Source organism: Donghicola sp., assembly GCF_025210255.1.
In the GTDB taxonomy this organism is placed as follows: domain Bacteria; phylum Pseudomonadota; class Alphaproteobacteria; order Rhodobacterales; family Rhodobacteraceae; genus Donghicola; species Donghicola eburneus.
Genome location: NZ_JAOARZ010000024.1, coordinates 23,502 through 49,663 on the forward strand (window position 1 = coordinate 23,502; position 26,162 = coordinate 49,663).

Here is a 26,162-nt window from a genome sequence, read left to right on the forward strand (position 1 = left end):
GCCCTGCCCTCTGTAAGCCCGTTTTTATTCAACCCTGACAAAGGAAACCCGCCATGACCAGCATCCTCTTCGTCTGCCTTGGAAACATCTGCCGCTCTCCGTCGGCAGAGGGCGTTGTACGGGCGATGGCAGCGGATTTGGAGCTTACATTAGACAGCGCAGGCACCGGCCCATGGCATGTGGGCGAAGCCCCGTACGGTCCCATGCAAACGGTCGCCAACTCGCGCGGCTATGACCTGAGTACCCTGCGAGCTCACCAGATTACCCGAGACGATTTCGACCGGTTCGACCTGATCATCACGATGGACAAGAACAACCAGCGCGATGTGCAGGCCATGCGCCCCAAGGGAAACAAGACGCCGGTGCGCATGCTGTCGGACTACAGCAAAAAGCCCGGCGCAGATGTACCGGACCCTTATTACAGCCGCGATTTCGACGGCACGCTGGATATGATCGAGGATGCTGCGCGTGGCCTAATCACCGCGCTTCGCGATCAGGAGCAGTAAAGCTCTGCGGTTTGGCCGAAACGCTTGTAACGGTCCCAGAATTCCTTGTGGCTGCGGCGGTCAGACATTTTGACCTCCTGCGCCTTGTCCGAATCCTTGAAGAAGTCTGCAGCCTGGCGCTGATCCGCGCGGGACAGCGTCTGGTCGGCGACACGGCCGATGCAGCCACAGAGCGAGGCCGAGGCCTGAGGGCGGTCGGATTGGCGGCATGCGCGTTCGACGGGGCCTGCCAACGTGGCGGTTGCTGTTGCGCTGGCCAGAAGACCGGCGGTGCACAGAAGTGTAACGGTTTTGCGGATCATCACTGCTCGTCCCTAGCTATAAACTGCTATTTGCAAGGAGCATGCCGTAAGCGCCGCTTTCTTTCAATAAACGCTACCCGTTTGTTCCATGGAATTGTTGTCATCGGCATTGATTTGCCGATGAACCCATCCTTTCGGACGTCAGATCAAGCGCAGAAATGGGCAGCGGGATCGCAACAACCGTGTGATGTGGCGCGATGAACGAATCTGTTAGGTGTGCTCGGTCGATCAAAAAGCTGCAAAACAGGGGCTCTGGCCCCATCGAGTCGCTTGACCAAACCTGTTTTCCACCGCATATCGCCGTGCATGACAGAGCTCTCGAACATCCGCAATTTCTCGATCGTTGCCCACATCGACCACGGTAAATCCACCCTGGCCGACCGGCTGATTCAATTGACTGGCACCGTCGCCGAACGTGACATGAAGGCCCAGCTTCTGGACTCCATGGACATCGAGCGCGAGCGCGGGATCACCATCAAGGCGAACACCGTCCGGATCGACTATCCGGCCAAGGACGGTCAGACCTATGTGCTGAACCTGATCGACACCCCCGGCCACGTGGACTTCTCGTATGAGGTCAGCCGCTCGATGCAGGCGGTCGAGGGATCACTCTTGGTTGTCGACTCGACCCAAGGCGTCGAGGCGCAGACTCTGGCCAACGTGTATCAGGCGATCGACGCGGACCACGAGATCGTGCCCGTCCTGAACAAGGTCGACCTGCCCGCATCCGATTGCGAACGAGTAGCCGAGCAGATCGAAGACGTGATCGGTATCGACGCGTCAGACTCCGTTCATATCTCGGCCAAGACCGGTGTCGGGATCCCCGACGTGCTCGAAGCCATCGTCACCCGCCTGCCTGCGCCCAAAGGCGACCGCAATGCACCGCTCAAGGCGATGCTGGTGGACAGCTACTATGACCCCTACCTCGGTGTTGTGGTCATTATCCGCGTGGTCGACGGTGTCATCAAAAAAGGCGACCGGATCAAAATGATGAAAACCGGCGGCCAGTACCCCGTTGAAAAGCTGGGTGTCTTCCGTCCGCAGATGCAAGACATCGCAGAGCTTGGACCGGGCGAGATCGGCTTCTTGACCGCATCGATCAAACAGGTCCGCGACACCCGTGTCGGTGACACAATCACCACCGAGAAGAAGGGCTGCGAAACCGCCCTGCCCGGCTTCAAACCTTCGATCCCCGTGGTCTTCTGTGGTCTGTTCCCCGTGGACAGCGCCGAATTCGATGACCTGCGCAACGCGATCGAAAAGCTGGCTCTGAACGACGCGTCCTTCAGCTACGAGATGGAAAGCTCGGCCGCTCTGGGCTTTGGCTTCCGCTGCGGCTTCCTTGGTCTGTTGCACCTTGAGGTGATCCGCGACCGGATCGAGCGCGAATACAACATCGAGCTGATCACCACCGCGCCGAGCGTGGTCTACCACATCTACATGCGCGACGGTGAGCTGATCGAGCTGCACAACCCGGCTGATATGCCCGACCCGTCGAAGGTTGACCGCATTGAGGAACCGCGCATCAAAGCGACGATCATGGTCCCCGACGAATACCTAGGTGACGTTCTGAAGCTTTGTCAGGACCGCCGCGGCATCCAAGAGGACCTGACCTACGCGGGCAGCCGCGCGATGGCGGTCTATGACCTGCCGCTGAACGAGGTTGTCTTCGACTTCTACGACCGCCTGAAATCGGTGACCAAGGGCTATGCGTCCTTTGACTACCAGATGACTGGTTACCGCGAAGACACGCTGGTGAAGATGCAGATCCTCGTGAATGACGAGCCCGTGGACGCGCTGTCGATCATGGTGCACCGCACCCGCGCCGAGATGCGCGGCCGTGCCATGTGCGAGAAGCTGAAAGAGCTGATCCCCCGCCACATGTTCAAAATCCCGATCCAAGCGGCGATCGGCGGCAAGGTGATTGCCCGCGAAACACTGGCCGCGCTGCGCAAAGACGTGACCGCGAAGTGTTACGGCGGTGACGCCACTCGTAAGCGGAAACTTCTGGAAAAGCAGAAGGCCGGTAAGAAGAAGATGCGCCAGTTTGGCCGCGTAGAAATCCCACAAGAGGCATTCATCAACGCCCTCAAAATGGACGACTAAGTCAGAAGCGCCTTCGGGCGCTTTTGTTTTGAGCAGATCTCGGGGGCTCTGCCCCCGCCCGCGTGCCGCGGACTCCCCCAGAGTATTTGGGCAAAGGTGAAATGCACAGGCGAGATGCATGTTTTCGCCGTTCGCTCGTTGTCCTAAGGGAGGGCACCGAGACCCAACCGAAAGTTTGCCGATGCCCTGCGCCCTGTGTTCTGCCGAAACCGAGACCTCTGCCTACGCCGTGACCGGCGGCCCCGAAGGCGCCACAACCGAAATTTGCGATGTCTGCGCGGCCCAGATCGCCGAAACGACCGAGCCTGATCACTGGCGCTGCCTTGGTTCGGCCATGTGGTCCGAGGATGCAGCCACTCAGGTTCTGGCAGTACGTCTGCTGGAGCGCCTGTCAGACCATGACTGGGCCCGTGATCTCAGCGATCAGGTCTGGCTGGATGACGAGCGCCGCGCTTGGGTCGAGAACGAGATCAAGGAAACCATTCATCGCGACTCAAACGGCGTGCAATTGGCTTCTGGTGACACGGTCGTATTGATCAAGGATCTGCCCGTCAAAGGTGGCGGCTTCACGGCCAAGCGCGGCACTTCTGTCCCCCGCATTTCACTGGTTCAAGACAATGCAGAGCACATTGAGGGCCGCGTCGAGGGGCAGCGGATCGTCATCTTGACCAAGTATGTGAAGAAACGCTGATCCAGATCAAATATCACATTCTGAATACCGCATATCAATATCCTCGGGTGACGCGCAAATGCCCGAGGAGGCCATAATGTTCCGACTAGCCACAACCCTGTTTTCTCTGATCTCCACCACACTGATGGGCACGTTTATCGTGGTCGTTCTAGTGATGGGCTATGACACGTTGGTACCGATCCTGATCGCCGCTGCCGTCGGCTTTGTCGCGGCGCTGCCCATCAGTTGGTTTATCGCCAAGCAGATTTATGAGAACGCCTGAGCGTCAATCCACGTTTTCACGGCGGCTTCGAATTCGCGTGGCTTCTCAGCGTGCAGCCAATGGCCTGCACCCGGAATCTTGAAAAATTTCGCTGTGGGGAAATGGCCCTTGGCCGCCTCACGACCCTCGGGACTGAAATAATCGCTGTTCGCGCCAGAGATAAACACCGCGGGCCCCGCATAGGTGCGCCCCTGCATCTCTGCTTCTGGCCAGCCCGTTACTGTCGCCATTTCCCTAGCCAGAACCTCCAGATTCAGACGCCACCGCCGTGCCTTGACGTCCAAAGACTGCAGAAGAAATGCCCGCACACCATCATCGGGCACCGTCTCTTGCATCACCCGGTTCGCGTCCCCACGCGTGGTCACTTGCGACAGGTCCAACGCTTGCATCGCCTCGACAAACTGGATCTGCGAGTGGGTATACGTCACCGGCGCAATATCTGCGACCAACAGCCCCTTAACCAACTCTGGTCGTGTCAGGGCCAAAACCATTGCAGCTTTGCCCCCCATAGAGTGCCCAAGGACGATGGCGCCGTCGGGCATCTCTGCCTCGATCACCTGTGCCAAATCCTGCGCCATATCGTGATAGGTATGCGCGTCATACCAAGGGCTCTCTCCATGGTTCCGTTGATCCACGGCAATCACCTTGCGGTCTTCGGACAGGCGGCGCGAAATCACCCCCCAATTCCGTGCAGAGCCATACAGGCCATGAACGATCATCAGGGGCGGCTCGCCCGCGCCGTACGTGTCAAAATTCAACATCTTTGTGTAAATATCCAAAGCTCGGTTGCATTCCAGTCAGTCTCATCCCCTGATAAACCATCTTACGCCACGGATGGCGAGAAGGATGACCCATGGACCCGCGCGAAATCGTGACACTCGAGGCTGATCTGTCCAGCCAGATGCAATCCCGCCTTGGGATCAAGGGCAGTTCGCTTGATGTCCAAGCCGCCAAAGCGGGTCGTAAGCTGCCACGCAAAGCCAAACGCGCCGCGACTGAACTCGCCGAAGCGAGCCGCCTCGCGGGCCATCCGAAACTTGCGCTACAAGTGGATACAGAGAATGCTGCGCAAAATGTGGCCCTTCTGAAGAAGTATATTGGCCGCGGCACCGCCCCAGACCGCAGGAACAAACGCATCCAAATCCTGCGCGGCATCGCGATGAACCTCATCGTCATACTCGCGATCTACCTGCTCGTCGTGCTCTCGCGCGGGCTCATCTGACGAAAAATGCCGCCCTGAAAACCAAGGCGGCATAATCGTTGTCTTTGTAAAACTCTGTGGGACTCTGCCTGCAGCAGGCGCGGGAGCAACGCCCCCAGACCTAGAATTACATTCCGTGACCAGCCCAAGGACCGTGCAGACCGGCTTCGTCGCTATCCACACGCTCGAACCCGTGGGCGCCAAAATAGTCACGCTGCGCTTGGATAAGGTTCGTGGTGCCACGTCCATGACGCATGGTGTCGATGAACGACAGGGCGCTTGCCAATGCTGGAGCGGGCTGGCCCGAAATGGCGGCAGCGGCCACAACACGGCGCAGGGCGGGCAGTCCGCCGGTGACTTTCTGCAGCAGGCCATCCGCCAGATAAAGCTGACCGCTCGGCAGACCTGCGCGATGGGCGCTGCTGATCTCGTCCAGCAGGACACTGCGGATGATACAGCCTGCGCGCCAGACCTCGGCGACGCGGGCCATGTCCAGATCCCACTCATAGGTGTCCGATGCGGCCTGCAGGACACGGAAGCCCTGCGCGTAGGCCAGGATCCGGGCCGCAAGGAACGCGTTCTTCAGATCTTCGGGCTCGACGATCACAGCCTCGGTGCCGGCAGGGTGCAGAGCTGCCTCACCTGCGTTGCGGACCTCGGGCTCTGACGACCAAGAGCGCGCCGCGACGGCCGCTTCGATGGTGCTGGCGGATTGGCCAAGCTTCAGAGCTTCGATCACGGTCCAACGGCCTGTGCCCTTCTGTCCCGCCTTATCTGCGATCACGTCCACCATGGCCGCTCCGCTCTCGGGATCGGTGGCTGTGAGAACAGCTTCGGTAACTTCGACCAAGTAGGAACCCAGATCACCTTTGCCCCAATCGCCAAACAGTCCGCCGATTTTGGCTGCATCCCAGCCAGCGTCCCGCAGCAGACCGTAGACTTCGGCGATCATCTGCATGTCAGCGTATTCGATGCCGTTGTGCACGGTTTTCACAAAGTGGCCCGCACCATCGGGGCCCAGATGTGCAGCGCAAGGAGCGCCTTCGAACTTGGCCGAGATCGCTTCGATGATGTCTTTGACGGGCGCATAGGCATCTTCGGTGCCGCCGACCATGATGCTGGGACCGTGGCGCGCACCCTCTTCGCCGCCCGACACGCCCATACCGAGGAACTTGAAGCCAGCGGCTTCCATGTCCGCAGTGCGGCGACGGGTGTCGTGGAAGTCGGAGTTGCCCGCGTCGATCAGCGTGTCACCTTGCGCCAGCAACGGCTTCAGGTCTTCGATCATAGCGTCGGTGGGGCCGCCTGCGGGGGTCATCAGAATGATGAACCGCGGCTGGGGCAGACGTGCGACCAGATCGGCGAGATCGCCTGCACCCTCTAGGTTCGAGGCCAGATCACCAGCCTCGGAGATGAATTCGGGAACGCGTGCGTGGGTCCGGTTCTGGACAACGACATGCGCGCCTTTTTCCGCCAGGTTCAGCGCCAGCGCGCTGCCCATGGTTCCCAAGCCGATCAAACCGATCTTCTGTGCCTCAGCCATCAATCACTCCTATCATAACTGGTGTGATATCTAACGGTGTTAGCGCGAACATCAAGCGGTTTTAAGCGAAGATGGCCTGTGCAGACGCGCAGAGGATCAGAGCCCGAGGCACCAGCGCACGACAGCTTTCTGCGCATGCAGACGGTTTTCCGCCTCGTCGAAAATCACGCTTTGGGGACCGTCCATGACGCTGCTGGTCACTTCTTCGCCGCGGTGTGCGGGCAGGCAGTGCATGAACAGAGCGTCGTCTTTGGCGGCTGCCATGAGATCGTCATTGACCTGATAGGGGCGCAGCAGATTATGCCTGCGTTCTTTGGTCGATTGGCTATCGTGCATGGACACCCACGTGTCTGTCACAACCAAATCGGCACCTTCGACCGCCTTGAACGGATCACGCTCAATCGACACCTGAACGCCTTTGGAACGGGCATAGCCAATGAACTCTGCCTCGGGGTCCAGCTTTTCGGGGCCGGTAAAGGTGAAGTCGAAACCGAACTGTCCAGCCGCGTGCAGGAAGGACGCGCAGACGTTGTTGCCGTCGCCGGACCAGACCACTTTCTTGCCCGCGATATTACCGCGGTGCTCTTGGTAGGTCAGAAGGTCCGCCATGATCTGGCAGGGGTGCGTGCGGTCAGTCAGGCCGTTGATCACGGGCACGTCCGAGTACTCTGCCAGTTCCAGCAGAACCGATTCGTCAAAGGTCCGAATCATGATCGCATCGACATAGCGCGACAGTACCCGCGCGGTGTCCGCGATGGTTTCCCCATGGCCTAGCTGCATATCCTTGCCCGACAGAAGCATCGTCTGACCCCCCATCTGACGAATACCGACGTCAAAGCTCACGCGTGTGCGGGTCGAAGGCTTTTCAAAGATCAGAGCGACCATACGGCCATCCAGCGCATTGTCCGCGTCCAGGCGACCTTTGGGCAGGCCCGCGCGGTCCGCTTTCATACGCGCCGCGAGGTCGATCATGTTATGAAGGTCGGCTTGATCCGTTTTATGGATGTCGAGAAAATGGTTCATGTCGGTGTCTTTCTTTGGGGCCGGGGTCCGGGGGCGCTGCCCCCGTCCGCGTATCGCGGACTCCCCCGGGGTATTTTCACAAAGATGAAGTCAGGAAGGTTGCAGTTCGGTTGCGACCTTCTCAAAGCGGTTGAGGGCTTCGGCAATGTCTTCGTCAGGGATGTTCAGGGCAGGCAGCAGGCGCACAACATTGTCACCTGCGGGCACGGTCAGCAGGCCCGCGTCGTAGGCGGCTTTGACCACGTCGACGTTGGTGACCTTGCATTTGATGCCCAGCATGAGACCAAGGCCGCGAACGGACTCGAACACATCGGGGAAGCGCGCAACGAGAGATTCCAGTCCCTGCCGCAGCAGGCCTGCCTTGCGGTTCACATCCTCGAGGAAGGCGGGATCGCTGACGATCTCCATGACCTTGTTGCCTACGGCGCATCCGAGGGGGTTGCCGCCATAGGTCGAGCCATGGGTGCCTGCGGTCATGCCGCTGGCGGCGTCTTCGGTTGCGAGGACCGCGCCAAGGGGGAAGCCGCCGCCGATGCCTTTGGCGACCATCATGATGTCAGGGCTCACGCCGGCCCATTCATGGGCAAAGAGTTTGCCGGTCCGCGAGACGCCACACTGCACTTCGTCCAGCATCATCAGAGCGCCGGTTTCATCGCACAGCGCGCGAATGCCTTTGAGGCAGACATCGGGGAGCGGGCGAATGCCGCCCTCGCCCTGCACAGGCTCGATCAAGATGCCAGCCACGTCGGGCTGTTTCATCGCCTCTTTGATCGCGTCGTGATCGCCGAAGGGCAGATGCCGAAAACCGGGAAGCAAAGGCGCGAAACCTTTGGTCATTTTCTCACTGCCTGCGGCGGCGATACCGGCCGAGGAGCGGCCATGGAAGCTGCCGTCGAAAGTTATGATCACATGCCGCTCAGGCTGGCCTTTGTCATACCAATACTTGCGCGCCATCTTGACCGCCAGTTCGCAGCTTTCGGTGCCCGAGTTGGTGAAAAACACGGTGTCGGCAAAGGTGGCATCGACCAGCTTGTCCGCCAGCTGTTGCTGCTGCGGGATCTGGTAGAGGTTCGACACATGCCACAGGTTCTGGGCTTGGGAGGTCAGCGCCTCGGTCAGGGCGGGGTTAGCATGGCCAAGGGCGTTTACCGCGATCCCCGCACCGAGGTCGAGAAAACGTCGGCCATCAGCCTCGATCAACCAGCTGCCTTCGCCTTTGACGAAGGAAAGCGGAGCGCGATTGTAAGTGGGCAGAACCGAAGGGATCATGGCATTCTTCCTTGTGGATGAAGGCTTTGGTGGCCTGACAGGCCGCTCAAGTCAACGATTACGGGTATTTTGCAAAAAGAGGCGTGCGAGAAAAGCACAAGATGACAGCTGTCGTTACGCGAAGTAGGCGCGTCGACGTCGCAGGGCTGTTGCAGCACGAGTGATCGTTTGGGTCATCATGCCCTGCGCATAGCGTGGCGCAGGGCAAAAATAAAGAAGATTCGTTCAGGCTTTGAGGCGGTAGCCTGTGCGGAACATCCACCATGCCAGCATGTTTACCGCGATCGCCGCGATCAGGCCAAAGAAGAAGCCAAAGACCGGATTGCTGTCCGACACACCGAGCACGGACCAGCGCACCCCGTCGATAAAATAGAAAATCGGATTCAGGTGGGTGATTTGGTAGAGGCCGACGGGCATGGCCTCGACCGAGTAGAAGGTGCCCGACAGGAAGGCGAGCGGCGTGACGACGAAGTTTGTGATCGCGGCAATTTGATCAAACTTCTGCGCGTAGACCGCTGCGACCATACCCAAACCGCCCATGAAGGCCGAGCCTACGATGATAAATGCCAGCGCGACGAACGGGTGTTTGAGGCCAGTTCCGAGGAACAAGAGAATCGCTAGGGCGATCACGATAGCCACCAGCACGCCGCGTACGATCCCGCCCGCCAGATATCCCAGCACCATTTCACCCGCCGAGAGGGGCGGCATCAGGGTGTCTACGATGTTGCCCTGCACTTTTGCACTCACGATAGAGGAGGACACATTGGCAAAGGCGTTCTGGATCACTGTCATCATCAGGATGCCCGGCGCGATGAAGTTCACAAAGGGAACGCCCATAACGTCGCCACGGGTTGGGCCAATTGCGATCGCAAAAATCGTTAGAAATAGGCCTGCGGTGACGATGGGCGCGGCCAGAGTCTGGTTCCAGACCGCCAGAAAGCGGCGGCATTCGCGTTCGGCCAGCGTCATCAGGCCCAGCCAGTTCACGCGTCCGAAGCGTCTTTCGCCCATATCGTTCATGTGTGACATCGTCCGAATTCCCTAGAATGCTTTGCGTGCCTTGTAACGCGCCACGGGATGATTAGAATAGGGCCTCGACCAAATTCTATAAGGCTGTCCCCCTCCGGACGCCTGTGACCATCAAGGAAAGCTGTATGTCCTGGACCGACGAACGCGTTGAGCTTCTGAAAAAGATGTGGGGCGAAGGCCAATCGGCAAGCCAGATCGCCAAGGAGCTTGGTGGCGTGACCCGTAACGCGGTGATCGGCAAGGTGCACCGCCTGGGTCTGTCGAACCGCAACGCAGGCACCTCTGCCGCGTCGGCGCCTGCTGCGGCAGCAGAGCCCAAGCCTGCGCCCAAGCCCAAGGCGGAAGCCAAGCCCAAACCCGCGCCCAAGCCCGAGCCCGCCCCTGCGGCAGCCGCGCCTGCGCCCGAACCGCGCCCTGTGCCGGTGACCACCCCTGCCCGCAAGGCGATCATCCCCGCTGGCCAGCCCCTGCCCCCGCAGCCTTCGGCCAACGAGATCCCCGCCGAGGCACTGGCCAAGGTAAGCGAAGTCGAGAAGAAGGCGAAGAAGCTGTCGCTGATGGAACTGACCGAGCGGACCTGCAAATGGCCTGTGGGCGATCCGGCGACTCCGGACTTCTGGTTCTGCGGCCACCCCGTGCAGCAGGGCAAACCCTACTGCGAGGCCCATGTGGGCGTGGCGTTCCAGCCTGTGAACAACAAGCGGGACCGTCGCCGCTGATCATTGCGCGTCGGTGTCCTGTGGGTGGCGGCGTGTTTATGAGTATTTAGAGCAAAAAGAAGCAGGGGGCTGGATCAGGCCCCTTTCGTCGTTTTTGGTTGCAAGGTCGTGATGCCTTGTGGCCGCTAGCCGGTGGACCAACCATGAGCCAGAACCCCCCGAACCTGCGACCTGACATTGCCCCCCGCGCGCAGATCCGCGACGAGGCCCGCCCCGGCCAGCCGACCATCGGTATGGTGTCCTTGGGCTGTCCCAAGGCCCTAGTGGACAGTGAGCGCATTCTGACCCGTCTGCGGGCCGAGGGTTATGCGATTAGCCCCGACTATTCCGGCGCGGATGCGGTGATCGTCAACACCTGCGGGTTTCTGGATTCGGCCAAGGCGGAGTCCTTAGAAGCGATCGGCGAGGCGTTGAACGAAAACGGCCGCGTGATCGTGACCGGCTGTCTGGGGGCAGAACCTGAATACATCACCGGCCACCACCCCAAGGTTCTAGCCGTCACCGGCCCTCACCAATACGAGCAGGTGCTAGATGCTGTCCACGGGGCAGTACCGCCAAGCCCCGATCCGTTCATCGACCTGCTGCCTGCCAGCGGGGTCAGCCTGACGCCCCGCCACTACAGCTACCTCAAGATTTCCGAGGGCTGTAACCACAAGTGCAAATTCTGCATCATTCCCGACATGCGCGGTCGCTTAGTCAGCCGCCCTGCCCATGCCATCGTCCGAGAGGCGGAAAAGCTGGTCGAGAATGGCGTCAAGGAACTGCTGGTGATCAGCCAAGACACCAGCGCCTATGGTGTCGATATCAAACACGCCGAGGACCGCGGCCACCGAGCACACATCACCGATCTGGCGCGCGATCTGGGGTCCTTGGGCGCGTGGGTCCGACTGCACTACGTCTACCCCTACCCCCATGTGCGCAACCTGATCCCGCTGATGGCTGACGGGCTGATCCTGCCCTATCTGGACATCCCCTTCCAGCACGCGCACCCCGACACGCTCAAGCGGATGGCGCGCCCTGCCGCAGCCACCAAAACGCTGGACGAGATCAACGCTTGGCGCGATGTATGCCCCGACATCACCCTGCGCTCGACCTTTATCGTCGGCTACCCTGGCGAAACCGAAGCAGAGTTCCAAACGCTGTTGGATTGGTTAGACGAAGCACAATTGGATCGCGTCGGCTGCTTCCAGTACGAGAACGTGGATGGCGCGCGCTCGAACGAATTGCCTGACCACGTGCCGGACGAAATCAAACAGGACCGTTGGGAACGCTTCATGGAAAAAGCGCAGGCCATTTCCGAGGCCAAGCTGGCGGCCAAGGTTGGAAAAACGCTGGAAGCGATTGTTGACGATATCGACGAAGATGGCATCGCATCCTGCCGCACTTGGGCGGATGCACCTGAAATCGACGGCAACCTCTTCATCGACGAAGGCACAGGCGATCTGTCAGTTGGAGACATCGTCAAAGTCGAGATCGACGAGGCCGGTGACTACGATCTTTGGGGAAAACTCTCTGTCTGAGAGGCACTTACCCCCATCGGTGAATCACGGAAAGGCGGCGCTTCGGTGCCGTTTTTTCATTTTACCCGTTAGTTTCTGCGTAATTGATAGAAACGCCCGATTGTTGCCACAACGGAGACAAACATAACTTCAAACAGAGATCATACTTTTGCTCAAAAGTTCGAAGATTTCCTGTTTCTTTTCAAACACGTGAATTCATCCCAAATACCGCGAGAACGCCTGCCAGATAATTTTTCGTAAAATCTTTAAATTCCGTAAAGACGTGACGGGAATTGATGGCACAATAAATTGGTCCTGAAATGTACGGGGCGTTCCAATTTGAGGATTTAATTATGCTAAAGTTTCTGAGTGCTGCTGGAATGTGCCTTCTTCTGGCAACCGGCGCGCAGGCGGGCACCGTTGATTTCGATGGTCCGTTTGGCTCGACCGGTACGTTCGACGACGGTGGTGGCAATGGTACCTTCATCGACAAGACCCACACCATGCCCGCCTTCGACTTCTATTATAAGCTGATGGGGTCCACCAAAAACAGTGGTACGAACACAGTGACCTCGCTGTCTTTTACCGGTTTTGAAGGCATCGTGAAGTTCTCGACCACTTGGGTCTACAACAGCTTTGACAATCGTGGCCCCTCGTTCGACCCGTTTGGTCTGATCTTGAACGGCACCGAAATTCAACTGACCGACAACAACGATGACGGTGCGCAGAGCGGTTTCTACGAATTCACCGTATCGCCGTCCGACAGCTTTGCGTTCTACATCGATGCGATTGATGACAAATTTGGTAAAGCCAAGGCTCTGATCTTTGGCGAAGGCGCTCTGGCTCCGATCCCCGTCCCTACGGCGCTGCCCATGGCGGCGGCTGGTCTGATGCTGCTGGGGGGCCTCGCCTCCCGCCGGAAAAAGCGCAAGCTGGCGTAAGCTGCAGCGCAAGCTTGCTCTCTGGCGATCCGGCCCCCACCGGGTCGCCTTGGGGCATTGTTACCCTGCGTAGGCGTCGATCCATTCCCGCACGCAGGTTTGGACGTGGCGGAACCTGTCGCCCCCCAGATGCTTGCCACCATACCAGCGCGTGACCACGATCACCGTGTCGCGGATGTCATCACGCTCTAGCATCCGCAGGATCACCATTCCCGCGCCGCTCTCGCCATCATCATTTTTCAGAGGTTCGCCGTCAGACGGCAAAAGCGCCCACGTGTTGTGGGTCGCCTTCGCGTACTTCTTGTCGCGCTTCAGCTCCTTGAGCAGCGCGTCGGCTTCGGCCTTGTTGCGGGCAGGCCCACCCGTGACCGCGTATTTCGACCCACGATCAGAGACAACATTTTCCAGTTTGTTCATACCCTTGCCTTTAGCAGGCAGGGCACCGAAACCCTAGCCCTTCATCTGCTCAAAGGTGTCAGCGTTCCGGCAGTAGCTTGGCGCGACTTCGGAACCTTGGGCATTCGCATCCAGCCAATTCGCGCAATCGCAGGGGCTGGTGCATCCGGTGCACTTGTGAACCATCTGGCGCAGATCTTCACCATCCAGTTCACCGCGCTGCATGCGCTCTAGTAGGTCCACACCCAACGTATCAGCCATATTGGCAACCAGTTTGGCGTGGTGGTCGTAGCGTTCAGAAACAGACATTTTGGGCCTCCGGTCCATGTGGTTTAACCGAAGTGCACCATTAGTTGCCCCTGCCTACGTTGACACAGATCAATAACCCACAGCCGCAGCGGTTTCCCGCACAACCTGAAGGCGCTGAGCATTCGGCGGGTGCGACCCCAAGAACCGGTCACCGGGGTCGGGAATGCGGGTAAAGAACTGCGCACCACGGATGGGGTTGTAGCCCGCCTCGACAGTGATCAGCGTGCCCAAGCGGTCTGCCTCTAGCTCGTAACGTTTCGCGTAATAGCGGGACCCGACCATCGCGCCCAAATTGACCGCCTCTTCCAGCGCTTGATCCTGCAACCCACTGGCACTGGCCAGATTTCCAAAGATCACAGCACCAGCCTTGGCCCCCTCGGAGCTTTTCTTGATGTGCCCCAGCAAGTGGTGCGACGCTTCGTGTCCCAGCACGAAAGCCAGCTCATCTTCGTTCTGGGCATCGGCAATCAGCGCCACGGTAAAGATGATGATTGGACGACCCCAGCGATCCTGCGTCTGATAGGCGTTCGCAGGCGCATCGGGATCGGCATCGACCATGATGTGAAAATCACAGAGCAAACGCTCCGTTTCCTCGCGGCAGATCGATTCCGCGACGGGTTCGACCTGATTCACCACCCGAACGAATCGGTTGGCGACCAGATCGGCACGGGCCGAAATTTCGGGGCTCACGGTCGAGACGCCGCTCGCGGGGGGCGGCATCTGGGCCATTGGTACAGCGCATCCAGCCAACAGGGCCAGTGCAGCAATCAAAATAAAATGTCTCATGTCAGTGAAAGAATGGCGTGGCCGAAGCGTTTGTTCCAGCGCGTTTAATCTTACCGATACTTCTGGGTAGATTTCCGCACGAATGGAAAATTAACGCAAAATGCATCTTTAGAGCAGATAGTTGCATCGCAGCCGCAGCATGGCGCTTATGCGCTTTTGCAAAGGTGAATTTTCCTCGTTTTGCCAAACACTTGAGCAGATTTGCATCAATTTGCATCCTGTTCTGCCCAAGAACTGTTCATCTAAATGTCATGGAAGACTTGATTGCTGCCACATGCTGGATAGCATTACCTCATGTTTTCGATTGAGCACGAGTTTGACGCGACTGTTGTAACCTTGGTCGACGAGGGCCCCTCCCCCCTGGCCGAGGACGTAACCATCAACGCCTTCGAGGATTGCGTCACACTAGAACAATATGACCAGCGAACCGATCAGGTGATGAAAGTCACCTTTAGCCTGAGCCAACTGCGCGACCTTGGTGCCGCGCTCGACCTACCCGAAGGGGTCTATACGTTGCGCCGGGCCGAGGCCTGATCACAGGACGCGAAACACCTTGTCTCGACTGGTATGCCCTCTTACCAGCTCCAGTCGCGACTTCGGTACGCCAACCGCTTTGGAGAGCAGCTTCACCACAGCGGCATTCGCCTTGCCGTCTTCTGGCACGGTGGTCACGTAGACTCGCAATGCGCCATCTTCGGATTTGATCGTGTTGCGCGATGCCTTGGGCGTCACACGCACAGGGATTTCGGTGCCCACTTGGGCCAGATGGGTCAGGTCGGGATCAGCCATATTTGCCCTCTAGCACTCTGCAGCGCCCACGCCTAGTCTGACCGAAATTTTCAGGGGTTAGACCGATGGCGACAGGATTTTTCTGGGACGAAGCATGTTTCTGGCACGGGGGCGGGCACTATGCCTTTACCCATCCGGTCGGCGGCTGGGTACAGCCCCTTGTCGCTGGTGGTTTGCCCGAAGCGCCCGAAACAAAACGCCGCCTGAAAAACCTGATCGACCGCTCTGGCCTGTCCAAAGAGCTACGGATGTCCGGTGCCGATCCGGTCACATGGTCCGACATGCGGCAAGTCCACCCCGAACATTTCCTGCAGGAATTCAAGCGCCTGTCCGACAGCGGCGGCGGCGAGATTGGGGATCAGGCCCCCTTTGGTCCCGGCGGTTTTGAAATCTGCGCCCAAAGCGCAGGCCTCGTCAAAGGGGCGCTGTTCTCGGTCCTGACGGGCCAAACCGCCAATGCTTATGCGCTGTCCCGCCCGCCGGGCCACCACGCCCTGCCAGACCATCCCAACGGCTTCTGCATCTTGGCCAACGTGGCCATCGCAGCCGAGTGCGCCATGGCCGAAGGTTTGGCGGGCCGCGTGGCCATCATCGACTGGGACGTGCACCACGGCAACGGGACTGAGGCGATCTTTTACGACCGCCCTGATGTCCTGACCATCAGCCTGCACCAAGACCGCAACTACCCCGAGGACACCGGCGCCTATACCGATCGCGGCGCAGGCCCGGGCGAAGGCTTCAACATCAACATCCCCTTGCCCCCGGGCACTGGCCACCACGGGTATCTCTATGCGTTCGAGCAGATCGTCCGCCCCGCCCTGGATGATTTCCGCCCTGACGTAATCATCGTCGCCTGCGGGTTTGACGCGGCCATCGTGGACCCCCTCTCGCGCATGATGTGTACCGCCGAGACCTATCGCCAAATGACCCGCGGCCTGATGGAAGCCGCCGAGGAACATTGCGAGGGCCGCCTCGTCATGGCCCACGAAGGCGGCTACTCGGAATTCTACGTCCCCTTCTGCGGCCACGCGGTCCTAGAGGAGATGTCAGGCAGCACAATCACCGTTCCCGACCCCTTGGGCGAAACCTATGACGCGCGCCAGCCCGGCCCCCGTCATGACGCCATGGTCGAGGCGGAAATCAACGATATCGCCGCGCATGTGCTGCCTCAGGGTTGAACTGCTGCGCGACCTTGCCGACATAGACCCTGACAAGTTTAGGACGTTAACATGACCGAAAAGAACCAAGCCGCCCTCGATTTCCTGCTATCCCGACGCAGCACGCCGATCCCCGCGCTCAAGGCCCCCGCGCCCACTCGCGAAGAGCTGACCACCATCCTGACCGCCGCCGCGCGCAGCCCCGACCACGGCAAGCTAGAGCCCTGGCGCTTTGTCGTGCTGGAAAAGCCCGCGCTGGAGCGTGTGGCCCAAGCCATCGCAAAGCGCGGCCCCGAACTGGGGATCGAGCAAGCCAAGATCGACAAACCCGTCGGCGTTTACGGCAACAGCCCCCTCGCGGTGGTTGTGGTCCAGAACACCAAAGAAAGCGACAAGGTCCCCGCGATCGAGCAGACCTATTCGGCAGGCGCTGTCTGCCTGTCGCTGGTGAACGCTGCGATGGCCATGGGCTTTGGCGCGAACTGGGTGTCCAACTGGTTCAGCCACGACAAACAGTTCCGCGAAGAGGTGTTCGGCCTGACCGCAGACGAAACGGTCGCGGGGATCATTCACCTTGGTACGCCCTCGGCAACCACGCCGGACCGCCCGCGCCCTGATCTTGACCAGATCACCACTTGGGTTGCTGAATGACCCAGATCCTCAAGGCCCTGTCGCTGAGCCTCGCACAGCTAAGCGATCCGCGCTTCCGGTCGGTCCTCCTCAAGGGGATCGGCCTTGCCATCGCCCTACTGGCGGGCATCTACGCCATCGTCATGTGGATCGTCGGCTGGCTGCTGGGGGACTCGGTGACGCTGCCGTTTATTGGCGAGGTCACATGGGTCGACAACGTGGTGTCGTGGGGCTCGATCCCGCTGATGCTCCTACTCTCGACCTTCCTGATGGTGCCCGTAGCCTCGGCAATGACCGGCATCTTTCTGGACGATGTCGCCGACGCGGTCGAGGACAAGCACTACACCGGCCTGCCTGCCGCCAAGCGGATCTCTCTGGCGACCAACATCACCGACTCGTTCCGCTTTCTCGGCGTGATCGTGGTCGCGAACCTGCTGGCGCTGGTGCTCTATCTGATTTTTGCGCCCTTTGCGCCACTGATCTTCTGGGCCCTGAACGGCTTCTTGCTGGCGCGGGAATATTTCCAGATGGTCGCGATCCGACGCACCGACCGCGCGGGTGTCAAAAAGCAGCGTCGCCGCAATGCCCTGACCCTGTGGATCGCGGGCGGACTGATGGCCCTGCCCCTGTCGATCCCGCTGGTGAACCTACTGGTTCCAGTGGTGGGCTGCGCGATGTTCACCCACCTGTACCATCGTCTGCCGCGCTGACCGCGGCAGACCGCTTTATTGCTGATCTGTCAAGATCGGCTGCGGGCGCACACTCTTCCACGGATCCAGATCCCGGATCGACAGCCCACCAAAGATAATCACCGCTGCCAGAATCGCCCAAATCGACGTGCCCCAGATCGTCGTGATCAAAGCCACGCGCTTGGGGCGAAAGTCCGCAGGGGCGCCAGCCGGCGTTCCGGGCACAACCTCGCCTTCGTCGCCTTGGGTCCGCAAATTCAGCGGCAGAACGACAAACAGGGTCATGAACCAGCATACCGCGTATAGAACGATGGCGGCGGTGATTGTCATCAGACTTGCTCCAATTCCACGAGGCAGCCGTTAAAGTCCTTGGGGTGCAAGAACAGTACGGGCTTGCCGTGGGCGCCGATCTTGGGCTCGCCAGAACCCAGAACCCGTGCGCCGGTTTCTTTCAGGTGATCGCGGGCTGCGATAATATCGTCCACCTCATAACAGACATGGTGAATGCCGCCAGAGGGGTTCTTTTCCAAGAAGCCGTTGATCGGGCTATCGTCGCCCAGCGGGTAGAGTAGTTCGATCTTGGTGTTCGGCAATTCGATAAAGATCACGGTCACGCCGTGGTCGGGCTCGTCTTGGGGGGCGCCAACCTTGGCCCCCAAGGCATTCCGGTACTGGTCTGCGGCGGCCTGCAAATCCGGCACTGCAATAGCGACGTGGTTCAAACGTCCGATCATACTGTCGTCTCCTCCTGTTGGGTCGCGGGTAGTTATCGCGCCGCAGCGCAGCACATTGCAAGCGCCGCCAAGGTCGCAGGCCATTAACCATGCGTTATCCATGCGCTCGCTATTCTGACCCAGACCCGCCCGAGTCGAGGAGAAGCCCGATGAACGACGATGACCTGACCTACCGAATGACCCGCCCCACCCCTGCGCGCCCCCTGACCGGCCTCAGCCTGCTACTGGTCGAGGACAGCCGCTTCACCTGCGAGGCCCTGCGCCTGATGTGTATGCGCTCTGGTGCGCGCATCCGCCGCGCTGATTCCCTGCGCTCGGCCCGCCGCCACCTCAGCATCTATCGTCCCGACTGCCTGATGGTGGATCTTGGCCTGCCCGACGGCAATGGCTGCGACCTGATCTCTGAACTGACGGACACCGCCATGCGCCCACCCGTCCTGATCGCGATTTCCGGCGACCAAGGGCTCGAGGCCCCCGCGCTCCAAGCCGGTGCCAATGCCTTTATCCCCAAACCGCTGCAATCCCTGTCAGTGTTTCAGGAGACGATTCTGTCCTTCCTGCCCGTGAACCGGCACCCCACAGGACCGCGCATGATCAACGAAGAGCGGATCAACCCTGACCGCTTGGCCTATTACGATGACCTCAGCCATGTGGTGCACATGCTGGACGAGGATCGCGATCAAACCTGCTCCAAGCTCGGGTATGCGTTGCAGTTCCTACGAGGTGTCGCGATCAGCGCCGATGACACACCAGTGATGGATGCGGTCGAGTCGCTGTCCCAAGCGATCCAAGGCGGCCAACCCGCGGCTCCAGCGCGCGCCAATCTGGCCGCCCTCCTGCAACAGCGGATGAATGCGCTGGCTGTCGCCTGATTACAGCACCAGCCGCGGATCACCGCCCATGTCGAGACCGGGGAACACCTTGGTCTCGAGCACACTCTGTTCGATTCCAAACAGCGACCGCAGCGTCCACGCCGCGTGGGCGCGCACATCGCGGGTCGGCATCAGGTCGCGACGCGCATACAAGTCAGCATCCCCCAGCCCCGGCCAATCGGCCCAGACCTGACCACCGCGCAGAGCACCGCCCGCCATGACCATCGCGCTGCCCGTCCCGTGGTCCGTTCCGGCAGAGCCATTCAGCCGCGCCGTCCGCCCGAACTCGGTCATCGCCAGCACAACCGTCTTACCCCAGATGTCAGGGCCCAGATTGTCATGCAGACCGCCAATCACCTCGGCCAATTGCGTGCCCGCGCGGTTGATCGCGTTCTTCTGCCCCTTGTGCGTATCCCAGCCGTTCAAGGAAAAGGCCGCGATCCGCGCTTCTTCCTTCAACCGCGCCGCCGCGAAATCGGCCAGCAGCACATGCCCGTTGGCCGCCTGCTTGCGGTTATCCTTCATCCGCTGGGTCACCATGTCCTGCGCGTCCAGCGCGGTTTCAGGCACGTCAATCAGCCCCAAACTTTCCGCAATCTGCACTGCATCCGTAACTGCCCCGCTGAACAGCGGATCATCATGGCTGACCATCTCCAGCAAGAGCCGTGCCTGCGGGCTCAGGTTCAGATCCGACTCGGGCGCCCACGTACTCACCGGCGCATCGCCCCGCATCAGCAGCATCTGGTCACGCCCCAAGGCAAAGGACGTCTCGCCACTCACCCCCGGCACGCTCTGCAGCAGCCGATTCAGCCAGCCGTCCCGCGACCTGCCTGTGTCCAGCCCCACGGTCCCCGCCTCCAGCAGGTCCTGCCCGTCAAAGTGGCTGCGCTGATCGCGATAGGGCGTGCTGACCGCATGGGCAAAGCCCAAGGCCCCCTGCTGCCACAACGGGCGCAACGGCTCCATCGACGGGTGCAGCGCAAAAAAGCCATTCAAGTCGGCTTCGCCCACGCCGCCGCCCGTCAACCCGCCGCGCAGGCCCGCATAATCGGGGTCACCATAGGGCCGCACCATGTCCAAACCATCCATCGCGCCGCGTAGAATAATCACCACCAGCCGCGCATCCCAAGTCGCCGAGGCCAAGGCCACCGGCGTCATGAAAGGCGAGGCCGCCGCAGAACAGCCCAGCAGCGTGGACCGGATCAGGAAATCACGTCTTTTCATCGCCTTATCTCCTCTGGAACGCGGGCGAGGACAGGATGAGCCCAATGCCTTCCCAATCGGTTTCTGCTGCTTTGGCTGCAAATTTCACCGGCTCGGGCGCACGTCCCGCCAGTGCGGTCTCGACGAAACTGCGCGGGTCCGGCAGCTTGGTCGTCAGGGCCTGAGGCGCAGTCATCGACCATTGAATACGCTCTGCCAAACCTTGGGGGCTGACCCAGCGATAGTCCGCTTCGGGCAGACCATCGGGCCCATTCGGATCGAACCAAGGCTGCCCCATCAAGGACATCGGCACGAGGAACCGCGCCTTGGTGTTGCTGTCATTCATCCGCTCCAGCATCGCCGGATGAATATCCAGTGCGCGGCAGGCCGAGACCATGAAATCAATCGGCGGCTTTACGTTCGACGGCGCGGGCGCCCAAGAGGCCGGATGCTCTAGCATCGCGCGGTAGCCCGCCACCAGATCCCCGTTCGCCCCAATCATCGCTGCGGCCATATGTTCGACCAAGCCTTCGTCCGGCGCATCCGCCACGAAATAAACCGCCAGCTTGTACGCCAGATGGCGCAGGGTGACGGGGTTCACGGACAGCGCCTCGACAAACTCTCGCAGGTCGCGCTCGCGATCCCCCGGTGCGCCGCCCCAATACTGCCCGAGGATCATGAATGGCCCCGGCTCGGCGGCATTCGGCTTGAACACAGCACGGGTGTTCTTCTCGACCTTCAGGCCCGTCAGCAGCCCGGCCAGAGCAGTCACATCCGCCTGCGTATACCCGCCGCCCACGCCCAGCGTGTGCAGCTCAAGCATTTCACGGCCAAGGTTTTCGTTCAGACCGATCTTGCGCTTGGACTTCTGCGCGGCGACGCTGTTCGGGCCATAATTCTTTTGCTGGTCCAGATAGACCTGCATGATCGGATGGGTCTCTGCCGCCCACAGCATATCGGCAAAGCGCCCCGCCACATGGGACCGGATCGCATCCTCGACATAGGATGCCATGCTCGCACGATGCAATTGGCTGCGCGGCCCCGTGGCGAAGTGGTCGGTCCAGAACCACACCAGCCGCTCGCGGAAACCATCTTCGGACATGATCCCGCGCAGCAGGATATGACGGGCGCTCCGCATTTCGGCTGCGCGCAGCTTCTTGCGGTGCTTGCTGAGTTGACGGCGCGCGGGAGTCTCGGCCTCCGTGCCACGTACCTTTTTGCGGGCCTGCAACAAGCGGTGAAATTCGCGAATATCCTCGCCTGCTTCGCCGTCAAAGCGCGGCACCGGATATGTCTCGGCCATGCGGTCGGGACCGGTTAGGCGGCGCAACATATCCTCAACGCCGGTTGGGCGCGCAAAGCGGGGTGACACGCCCGTTCCGAAACGGATGTCAGCCAAGGCAGGGTCGAACACCATGCAGAACCTCGAAGCAGTGGACTCACTGTTCCAACAATGAACAAAGGCAGCGCGATTCGCATCGCACTGCCTCGTGAACGTTTCCAAATTCGGCACAATAGTGCCGAGGTCGGCTTACTCTTGCGGAATAACGCGCAGGTTCAGCTCCATCAGCTGCTCTGCGGTGGGCTCCGACGGAGCATCCATCATCAGATCTTCTGCACGCTGGTTCATCGGGAACATGATAACCTCGCGGATGTTCTGCTCTTCGGCCAGCAGCATCACGATACGGTCGATGCCCGCAGCACAGCCACCGTGGGGCGGTGCGCCGTATTTGAACGCGTTAACCATACCACCGAAACGCTTGTTCACCTCGTCCGCACCGTAACCGGCGATTTCGAACGCTTTGTACATGATCTCGGGCTTGTGGTTCCGGATCGCGCCCGACACCAGCTCGTAGCCGTTACATGCCAGATCGTACTGGAAGCCCAACACCTTCAGCGGATCGCCATTCAGCGCGTCCATACCGCCCTGCGGCATCGAGAACGGGTTGTGTTCAAAGTCGATCTTGCCGGTCTCTTCGTCCTGCTCGTAGATCGGGAAGTCCACGATCCAAGCGAACGCGAAACGGTCCTTGTCGGTCAGGTTCAGCTCTTCGCCGATCACGTCGCGCGCCTTGCCGGCCACACGCTGGAACGACGCGGGCTTGCCGCCAAGGAAAAACGCCGCATCGCCGACGCCCAGACCCAGCTGCTGGCGGATCGCCTCAGTGCGCTCGGGGCCGATATTCTTCGCCAAGGGACCTGCCGCTTCCATGCCATCCGCGCCGTCACGCCAGAAGATATAGCCCATGCCGGGCAGACCCTCTTTCTGGGCGAACGCGTTCATGCGGTCACAGAACTTGCGGCTGCCGCCGGTGGGTGCGGGGATCGCACGGATTTCGGTGCCTTCCTGCTCCAGCAGCTTAGCAAAGATCGCGAAACCGGAACCGGCAAAGTGCTCGGACACAACCTGCATCTTGATCGGGTTGCGCAGGTCGGGCTTGTCGGTGCCGTACCACAGGGCCGCATCACGATAGCTGATCTGCGCCCACTCGGCGGGGGCGTCCACTTTCTTGCCGCCGCCGAACTCTTCGAACACGCCAGCGATCACGGGCGAGATGGTGTCGAACACATCTTGCTGGGTGACGAACGACATTTCCATGTCGAGCTGGTAGAAGTCGGTGGGCGAACGGTCTGCGCGGGGATCCTCGTCGCGGAAACAGGGCGCGATCTGGAAATACTTGTCAAAGCCCGACACCATGATCAGCTGCTTGAACTGCTGGGGGGCCTGCGGCAGCGCATAGAACTTGCCGGGGTGCAGACGCGACGGCACTAGGAAGTCGCGCGCGCCTTCGGGCGACGATGCGGTGATGATCGGGGTCTGGTACTCGCGGAAGCCCTTGTCCCACATGCGGCGACGGATCGAGGACACCACATCAGAGCGCATGGTCATGTTGCGCTGCAGCTTCTCGCGGCGCAGGTCGAGGTAACGGTACCGCAGGCGAGTTTCCTCGGGATACTCCTGATCACCGAACACCATCAGGGGCAGCTCGTCGGATTTGCCCAGAACTTCGATGTCACGGACAAAGACTTCGACTTCGCCAGTCGGAATCTTGGGGTTCACCAGCTCGGGGTCACGCGCTTTGACGTTGCCGTCGATGCGGATACACCATTCGCTCCGGACCTTCTCGACGTCCTTGAAAACAGGGCTGTCGGGGTCGCACAAAACCTGTGTCACGCCAAAGTGGTCGCGCAGGTCGATAAACAGAATGCCGCCGTGGTCGCGGACACGGTGCACCCAGCCCGACAGGCGGACGGTTTCACCAACGTTGTCTTTGTTCAGGTCAGCGCAGGTGTGGCTGCGATAGGTGTGCATCAGGCTCTCCGGACGGGTGGTATCAAGTTGACGCCGATACACATGCCCACGCCCCAGAAGTCAAGAGAAGCCGCCAATTTCGGGCCCCAAGGCCCCCTTTGGCGGCCTTGTTTCACGCCTCGATCGGGGTTCGCGTGGCGTCAGCCCAACTCTGGGCTGTGATCGTATAGCATTTATAGGGCACCGGACCTTGCCCCATATCCAGATCAGCGTCGTACTGGTGCACCGCCCCGACCCGCCCGCTGGCGATCTGCGACCGAACGTTGTCCGGCGCAATGTGCAGCCAGACCTCGGGGCGGCTTTGCAGCACATGGCCAACCATCAGCGCCTTCATCCGGCGGTTCCACGCCCCGCCCCAGTGCGCGCACCCCAAAAAGGTGAACCCGATCGCGATCCCGTCTGGCTGGTCCGGCACATCGTAGAACCGCGAACAGCCCAAGATCGTGCCCGTCGCGACCTCTATCGCGACCAGAGTGCCCCCTGCCCCCAGCAAAAAGTCGAAATACGGGTCGAACACGGGCCGCTCTGCCCGCCCCTTGGCCGGATGCTGCGCCCACGTCGCGGGATCAGAGGCCGCCGCGTACAATCCCTCACGATCACTTGACCGCAGGGGGCGCAATTCCAGAACCCCGTCGGTCAACACCACATCTGTTGCAAAATCCCGCATGATCAGGGCCCTTTCTCTCGCACATGGAAACGCAAGCAGGCTCTAGCAGCCGATTGGTCCTATCGCCATATCCACATTTCCGGCAGCCCACAGAACCAATTCAACGCTCGTCTTTGTCACAGAAACCTCACGTCAAGGTGACTGAAACTTACGGCGGGGTCTCTGCGTTATATTCCCAGACCACGATATAATCGAGCGCGCAGCCCTAAATTTGCGCGTGATGCTTTTCACCAGCGGCACCGACCGCCGCCAAAACAGGACAAAGTCTGACTTACATATTCCTCTAGAGTTTCGCCGCTGTTTTGGCATCAGACCCAGGTTATCGACATGCTTCATACGAACTTTCAGAAGACCACCGAGAATTTCATCGAACCGGCCCGCGCCCAGTCGCAGCCCCGCGCCATCGCGATCATCGCAGGCGCCGACGGGCAACCGCCACTGCCCGCACATGTGCTAGAGTTGGTCTCTGACCGGCTAGAGGCGCCGGTGCAGCTTTATTTCTCGTCTGCTCGTCAATTGCGTGCCTACAAAACCTCTGACAGCGACGCGGCAGAGATCGCTCTGGTCATTTGCGACCGTCCGATCACCGGCCCGCTGGCCACCCTGCCTGCGCTCTATGCATCCGAAGTCACCGACGGCATCCCCCTGCGCACCCTGATGCGCCAGATCGACGCCATCACCGAAAATGCGGTACGCCCCCGCGCGGCATAACCCGCCGCCCCCAGCGACATTCAAACCCTCTGGCCGCCAAGCCAGAGGGTTTCCTTTTGTCCAAACAATCGCGCCCATAAAAAAGGGCCCCGCAGGGCCCAAATCTGTCGCAGTCCTAAGAAGCCTTAGGAGAAATCCTCGCGGATGATCGCCTTCTCCGGCACGCCCAGATTTTTCAGAGTCTCTTCCAACTCGTCGACCATCTCGTCGGGACCGCACAGGTAAAAGGGCGCGTGCTTGGGGTTCGCATAATCATACAAGAAATCCTTGTTGATCGCGCCGCCATACATGCCATGGGGCAAAGTGCCTTGCTCGGTCAGGACAAAAATCGTCTTCAGGCCGGGCATCTCTTCGAACTCTTCGCGCAGGATAATGTCGTCCTCGGTCTTGTTCGAGAATATCAGCGTCGCGCCGCCCATGGTGCCTTTGTCCTTCACGCGCTGGCGCATGATCGCGATAAAGGGCGTAATGCCTGCGCCGCCCGCGATAAAGGTGCCGGGGCCTTCGTCATGGATTGCCCCCCACGGGTCCGAAACCTCGACCTGTTCGCCGACCTCAAGCGTACGGATCTGGTCGGTCACGCCGTCATGCTCGGGATAGGTCTTGATCACAAATTCGATCTTCGACGCATCCTCGGTCATCACGGGGGTAAAGGGACGCGCCTCGTCGCGCCAGCCGTCGCGCATCAGCGTCAGGTCCACGGCCTGACCGGGCTCGATGTCGAAATCTTCGGGACGGGTGAACACCAGATGACGGGTGTCATGCGTGACTTCTTCGTTCTTTTCCAATGTCAGGATCGTACCCATAACTCGCAA

Annotated in this window: 31 protein-coding genes; 14 read left to right on the forward strand and 17 right to left on the reverse strand. The window is 60.2% G+C overall.

The window, feature by feature from the left end; all coding sequences use genetic code 11:
* Positions 1–53 precede the first annotated feature (53 nt).
* On the forward strand, positions 54–506 hold the full coding sequence (locus N4A58_RS10890; RefSeq protein ID WP_293709510.1) for a low molecular weight protein-tyrosine-phosphatase: 453 nt from the start codon (positions 54–56) through the stop codon (positions 504–506).
* Here the strand turns inward: N4A58_RS10890 and N4A58_RS10895 are convergent.
* On the reverse strand, positions 494–808 hold the full coding sequence (locus N4A58_RS10895) for a hypothetical protein (protein WP_072705103.1): 315 nt from the start codon (positions 806–808) through the stop codon (positions 494–496). The genes N4A58_RS10890 and N4A58_RS10895 overlap by 13 nt on opposite strands.
* 306 nt (positions 809–1,114) lie before the next feature.
* On the opposite strand from N4A58_RS10895, the gene lepA reads away from it, so the two are divergent.
* The 3 genes from lepA (at position 1,115) to N4A58_RS10910 (ending at position 3,867) form a co-directional block, all read left to right on the forward strand.
* Positions 1,115–2,914 (forward strand): translation elongation factor 4, encoded by a 1,800-nt coding sequence (lepA, locus tag N4A58_RS10900; protein WP_072705100.1) that lies wholly within the window; start codon positions 1,115–1,117, stop codon positions 2,912–2,914.
* A 181-nt stretch (positions 2,915–3,095) separates the two neighbouring features.
* Positions 3,096–3,605, forward strand: a complete 510-nt coding sequence (locus N4A58_RS10905) for an alkylphosphonate utilization protein (protein WP_293709514.1) — start codon at positions 3,096–3,098, stop codon at positions 3,603–3,605.
* A 76-nt stretch (positions 3,606–3,681) separates the two neighbouring features.
* Positions 3,682–3,867, forward strand: a complete 186-nt coding sequence (locus N4A58_RS10910; protein WP_293709516.1) for a CTP synthetase — start codon at positions 3,682–3,684, stop codon at positions 3,865–3,867.
* Here the strand turns inward: N4A58_RS10910 and N4A58_RS10915 are convergent.
* Positions 3,852–4,628, reverse strand: a complete 777-nt coding sequence (locus N4A58_RS10915; protein ID WP_293709518.1) for an alpha/beta fold hydrolase — start codon at positions 4,626–4,628, stop codon at positions 3,852–3,854. The genes N4A58_RS10910 and N4A58_RS10915 overlap by 16 nt on opposite strands.
* A gap of 92 nt (positions 4,629–4,720) precedes the next feature.
* On the opposite strand from N4A58_RS10915, the gene N4A58_RS10920 reads away from it, so the two are divergent.
* Entirely contained in the window at positions 4,721–5,089 is a 369-nt protein-coding gene (locus tag N4A58_RS10920) for a hypothetical protein (RefSeq protein WP_293709520.1), read from the forward strand.
* 106 nt (positions 5,090–5,195) lie between these two features.
* On the opposite strand, the gene gndA is transcribed toward N4A58_RS10920, so the two are convergent.
* The 4 genes from gndA to N4A58_RS10940 form a co-directional block, all read right to left on the reverse strand.
* Positions 5,196–6,611 (reverse strand): NADP-dependent phosphogluconate dehydrogenase, encoded by a 1,416-nt coding sequence (gene gndA / locus N4A58_RS10925; protein ID WP_293709522.1) that lies wholly within the window; start codon positions 6,609–6,611, stop codon positions 5,196–5,198.
* 96 nt (positions 6,612–6,707) lie between these two features.
* Complete coding sequence (gene argF / locus N4A58_RS10930) at positions 6,708–7,634, reverse strand: ornithine carbamoyltransferase (RefSeq protein ID WP_293709524.1); 927 nt, start codon at positions 7,632–7,634, stop codon at positions 6,708–6,710.
* Between the two features lie 90 nt (positions 7,635–7,724).
* Entirely contained in the window at positions 7,725–8,903 is a 1,179-nt protein-coding gene (locus N4A58_RS10935; protein ID WP_293709526.1) for an aspartate aminotransferase family protein, read from the reverse strand.
* A 225-nt stretch (positions 8,904–9,128) separates the two neighbouring features.
* A complete protein-coding gene (locus N4A58_RS10940) occupies positions 9,129–9,932 on the reverse strand; it encodes an ABC transporter permease (protein WP_293709527.1) in 804 nt (267 codons plus the stop codon).
* A 125-nt stretch (positions 9,933–10,057) separates the two neighbouring features.
* On the opposite strand from N4A58_RS10940, the gene N4A58_RS10945 reads away from it, so the two are divergent.
* The 3 genes from N4A58_RS10945 (at position 10,058) to N4A58_RS10955 (ending at position 13,091) form a co-directional block, all read left to right on the forward strand.
* Positions 10,058–10,651: a GcrA family cell cycle regulator gene (locus N4A58_RS10945; RefSeq protein WP_293709529.1), complete on the forward strand. Its 594-nt coding sequence runs from the start codon at positions 10,058–10,060 to the stop codon at positions 10,649–10,651.
* Between the two features lie 143 nt (positions 10,652–10,794).
* Entirely contained in the window at positions 10,795–12,171 is a 1,377-nt protein-coding gene (gene rimO, locus N4A58_RS10950; protein ID WP_293709531.1) for a 30S ribosomal protein S12 methylthiotransferase RimO, read from the forward strand.
* Positions 12,172–12,503: 332 nt separating this feature from the next.
* Entirely contained in the window at positions 12,504–13,091 is a 588-nt protein-coding gene (locus tag N4A58_RS10955) for a hypothetical protein (protein ID WP_293709566.1), read from the forward strand.
* A gap of 60 nt (positions 13,092–13,151) precedes the next feature.
* On the opposite strand, the gene N4A58_RS10960 is transcribed toward N4A58_RS10955, so the two are convergent.
* From N4A58_RS10960 to N4A58_RS10970, 3 genes are all read right to left on the reverse strand, one after another.
* The gene (locus N4A58_RS10960; RefSeq protein WP_293709568.1) at positions 13,152–13,508 is read right to left on the reverse strand and encodes a YigZ family protein; all 357 of its coding nucleotides are present in this window, start codon (positions 13,506–13,508) and stop codon (positions 13,152–13,154) included.
* Between the two features lie 33 nt (positions 13,509–13,541).
* The gene (locus N4A58_RS10965) at positions 13,542–13,796 is read right to left on the reverse strand and encodes a DUF6455 family protein (protein WP_072705065.1); all 255 of its coding nucleotides are present in this window, start codon (positions 13,794–13,796) and stop codon (positions 13,542–13,544) included.
* Positions 13,797–13,865: 69 nt separating this feature from the next.
* Positions 13,866–14,525, reverse strand: a complete 660-nt coding sequence (locus tag N4A58_RS10970) for a M48 family metallopeptidase (RefSeq protein ID WP_293709570.1) — start codon at positions 14,523–14,525, stop codon at positions 13,866–13,868.
* Positions 14,526–14,876: 351 nt separating this feature from the next.
* Between N4A58_RS10970 and N4A58_RS10975 the strand changes: the two genes are divergently transcribed.
* On the forward strand, positions 14,877–15,116 hold the full coding sequence (locus N4A58_RS10975) for a hypothetical protein (protein ID WP_072705059.1): 240 nt from the start codon (positions 14,877–14,879) through the stop codon (positions 15,114–15,116).
* Here the strand turns inward: N4A58_RS10975 and N4A58_RS10980 are convergent, their stop codons facing one another.
* Complete coding sequence (locus N4A58_RS10980) at positions 15,117–15,371, reverse strand: DUF167 domain-containing protein (RefSeq protein WP_293709573.1); 255 nt, start codon at positions 15,369–15,371, stop codon at positions 15,117–15,119.
* Between the two features lie 65 nt (positions 15,372–15,436).
* Between N4A58_RS10980 and N4A58_RS10985 the strand changes: the two genes are divergently transcribed.
* From N4A58_RS10985 to N4A58_RS10995, 3 genes are read left to right on the forward strand one after another with little or no spacing between them, the layout of a single operon-like run.
* Positions 15,437–16,549, forward strand: a complete 1,113-nt coding sequence (locus N4A58_RS10985; protein WP_293709575.1) for a class II histone deacetylase — start codon at positions 15,437–15,439, stop codon at positions 16,547–16,549.
* Positions 16,550–16,600: 51 nt separating this feature from the next.
* Positions 16,601–17,179: a nitroreductase gene (locus N4A58_RS10990; protein ID WP_293709577.1), complete on the forward strand. Its 579-nt coding sequence runs from the start codon at positions 16,601–16,603 to the stop codon at positions 17,177–17,179.
* The gene (locus tag N4A58_RS10995) at positions 17,176–17,868 is read left to right on the forward strand and encodes an EI24 domain-containing protein (protein WP_072705048.1); all 693 of its coding nucleotides are present in this window, start codon (positions 17,176–17,178) and stop codon (positions 17,866–17,868) included. Before N4A58_RS10990 ends, N4A58_RS10995 begins: the two co-directional genes overlap by 4 nt.
* A 15-nt stretch (positions 17,869–17,883) precedes the next feature.
* Here N4A58_RS10995 and N4A58_RS11000 read toward each other — a convergent pair whose 3' ends face one another.
* Both N4A58_RS11000 and mce read right to left on the reverse strand, forming a co-directional pair.
* The gene (locus N4A58_RS11000; protein WP_072705045.1) at positions 17,884–18,177 is read right to left on the reverse strand and encodes a DUF1467 family protein; all 294 of its coding nucleotides are present in this window, start codon (positions 18,175–18,177) and stop codon (positions 17,884–17,886) included.
* On the reverse strand, positions 18,177–18,581 hold the full coding sequence (gene mce / locus N4A58_RS11005) for a methylmalonyl-CoA epimerase (RefSeq protein ID WP_072705042.1): 405 nt from the start codon (positions 18,579–18,581) through the stop codon (positions 18,177–18,179). The genes N4A58_RS11000 and mce overlap by 1 nt, the downstream gene beginning before the upstream one ends.
* Before the next feature lie 149 nt (positions 18,582–18,730).
* On the opposite strand from mce, the gene N4A58_RS11010 reads away from it, so the two are divergent.
* Positions 18,731–19,453, forward strand: coding sequence for a response regulator (locus N4A58_RS11010; protein ID WP_293709579.1), 723 nt, complete (start codon positions 18,731–18,733; stop codon positions 19,451–19,453).
* Here the strand turns inward: N4A58_RS11010 and N4A58_RS11015 are convergent, their stop codons facing one another.
* The 4 genes from N4A58_RS11015 to N4A58_RS11030 form a co-directional block, all read right to left on the reverse strand.
* Entirely contained in the window at positions 19,454–20,677 is a 1,224-nt protein-coding gene (locus N4A58_RS11015) for a DUF1501 domain-containing protein (RefSeq protein WP_293709581.1), read from the reverse strand. It lies immediately after the preceding gene.
* A 4-nt stretch (positions 20,678–20,681) separates the two neighbouring features.
* The gene (locus N4A58_RS11020; RefSeq protein ID WP_293709583.1) at positions 20,682–22,073 is read right to left on the reverse strand and encodes a DUF1800 domain-containing protein; all 1,392 of its coding nucleotides are present in this window, start codon (positions 22,071–22,073) and stop codon (positions 20,682–20,684) included.
* 114 nt (positions 22,074–22,187) lie between these two features.
* Positions 22,188–23,969 (reverse strand): aspartate--tRNA ligase, encoded by a 1,782-nt coding sequence (aspS, locus tag N4A58_RS11025; protein WP_293709585.1) that lies wholly within the window; start codon positions 23,967–23,969, stop codon positions 22,188–22,190.
* Positions 23,970–24,081: 112 nt separating this feature from the next.
* Positions 24,082–24,636: a GNAT family N-acetyltransferase gene (locus N4A58_RS11030; RefSeq protein WP_293709587.1), complete on the reverse strand. Its 555-nt coding sequence runs from the start codon at positions 24,634–24,636 to the stop codon at positions 24,082–24,084.
* Between the two features lie 327 nt (positions 24,637–24,963).
* Between N4A58_RS11030 and N4A58_RS11035 the strand changes: the two genes are divergently transcribed.
* A complete protein-coding gene (locus N4A58_RS11035; protein WP_293709589.1) occupies positions 24,964–25,347 on the forward strand; it encodes a hypothetical protein in 384 nt (127 codons plus the stop codon).
* 125 nt (positions 25,348–25,472) lie between these two features.
* Here the strand turns inward: N4A58_RS11035 and N4A58_RS11040 are convergent, their stop codons facing one another.
* Positions 25,473–26,153 (reverse strand): FAD-binding oxidoreductase, encoded by a 681-nt coding sequence (locus N4A58_RS11040; protein ID WP_293709591.1) that lies wholly within the window; start codon positions 26,151–26,153, stop codon positions 25,473–25,475.
* Positions 26,154–26,162 lie beyond the last annotated feature (9 nt).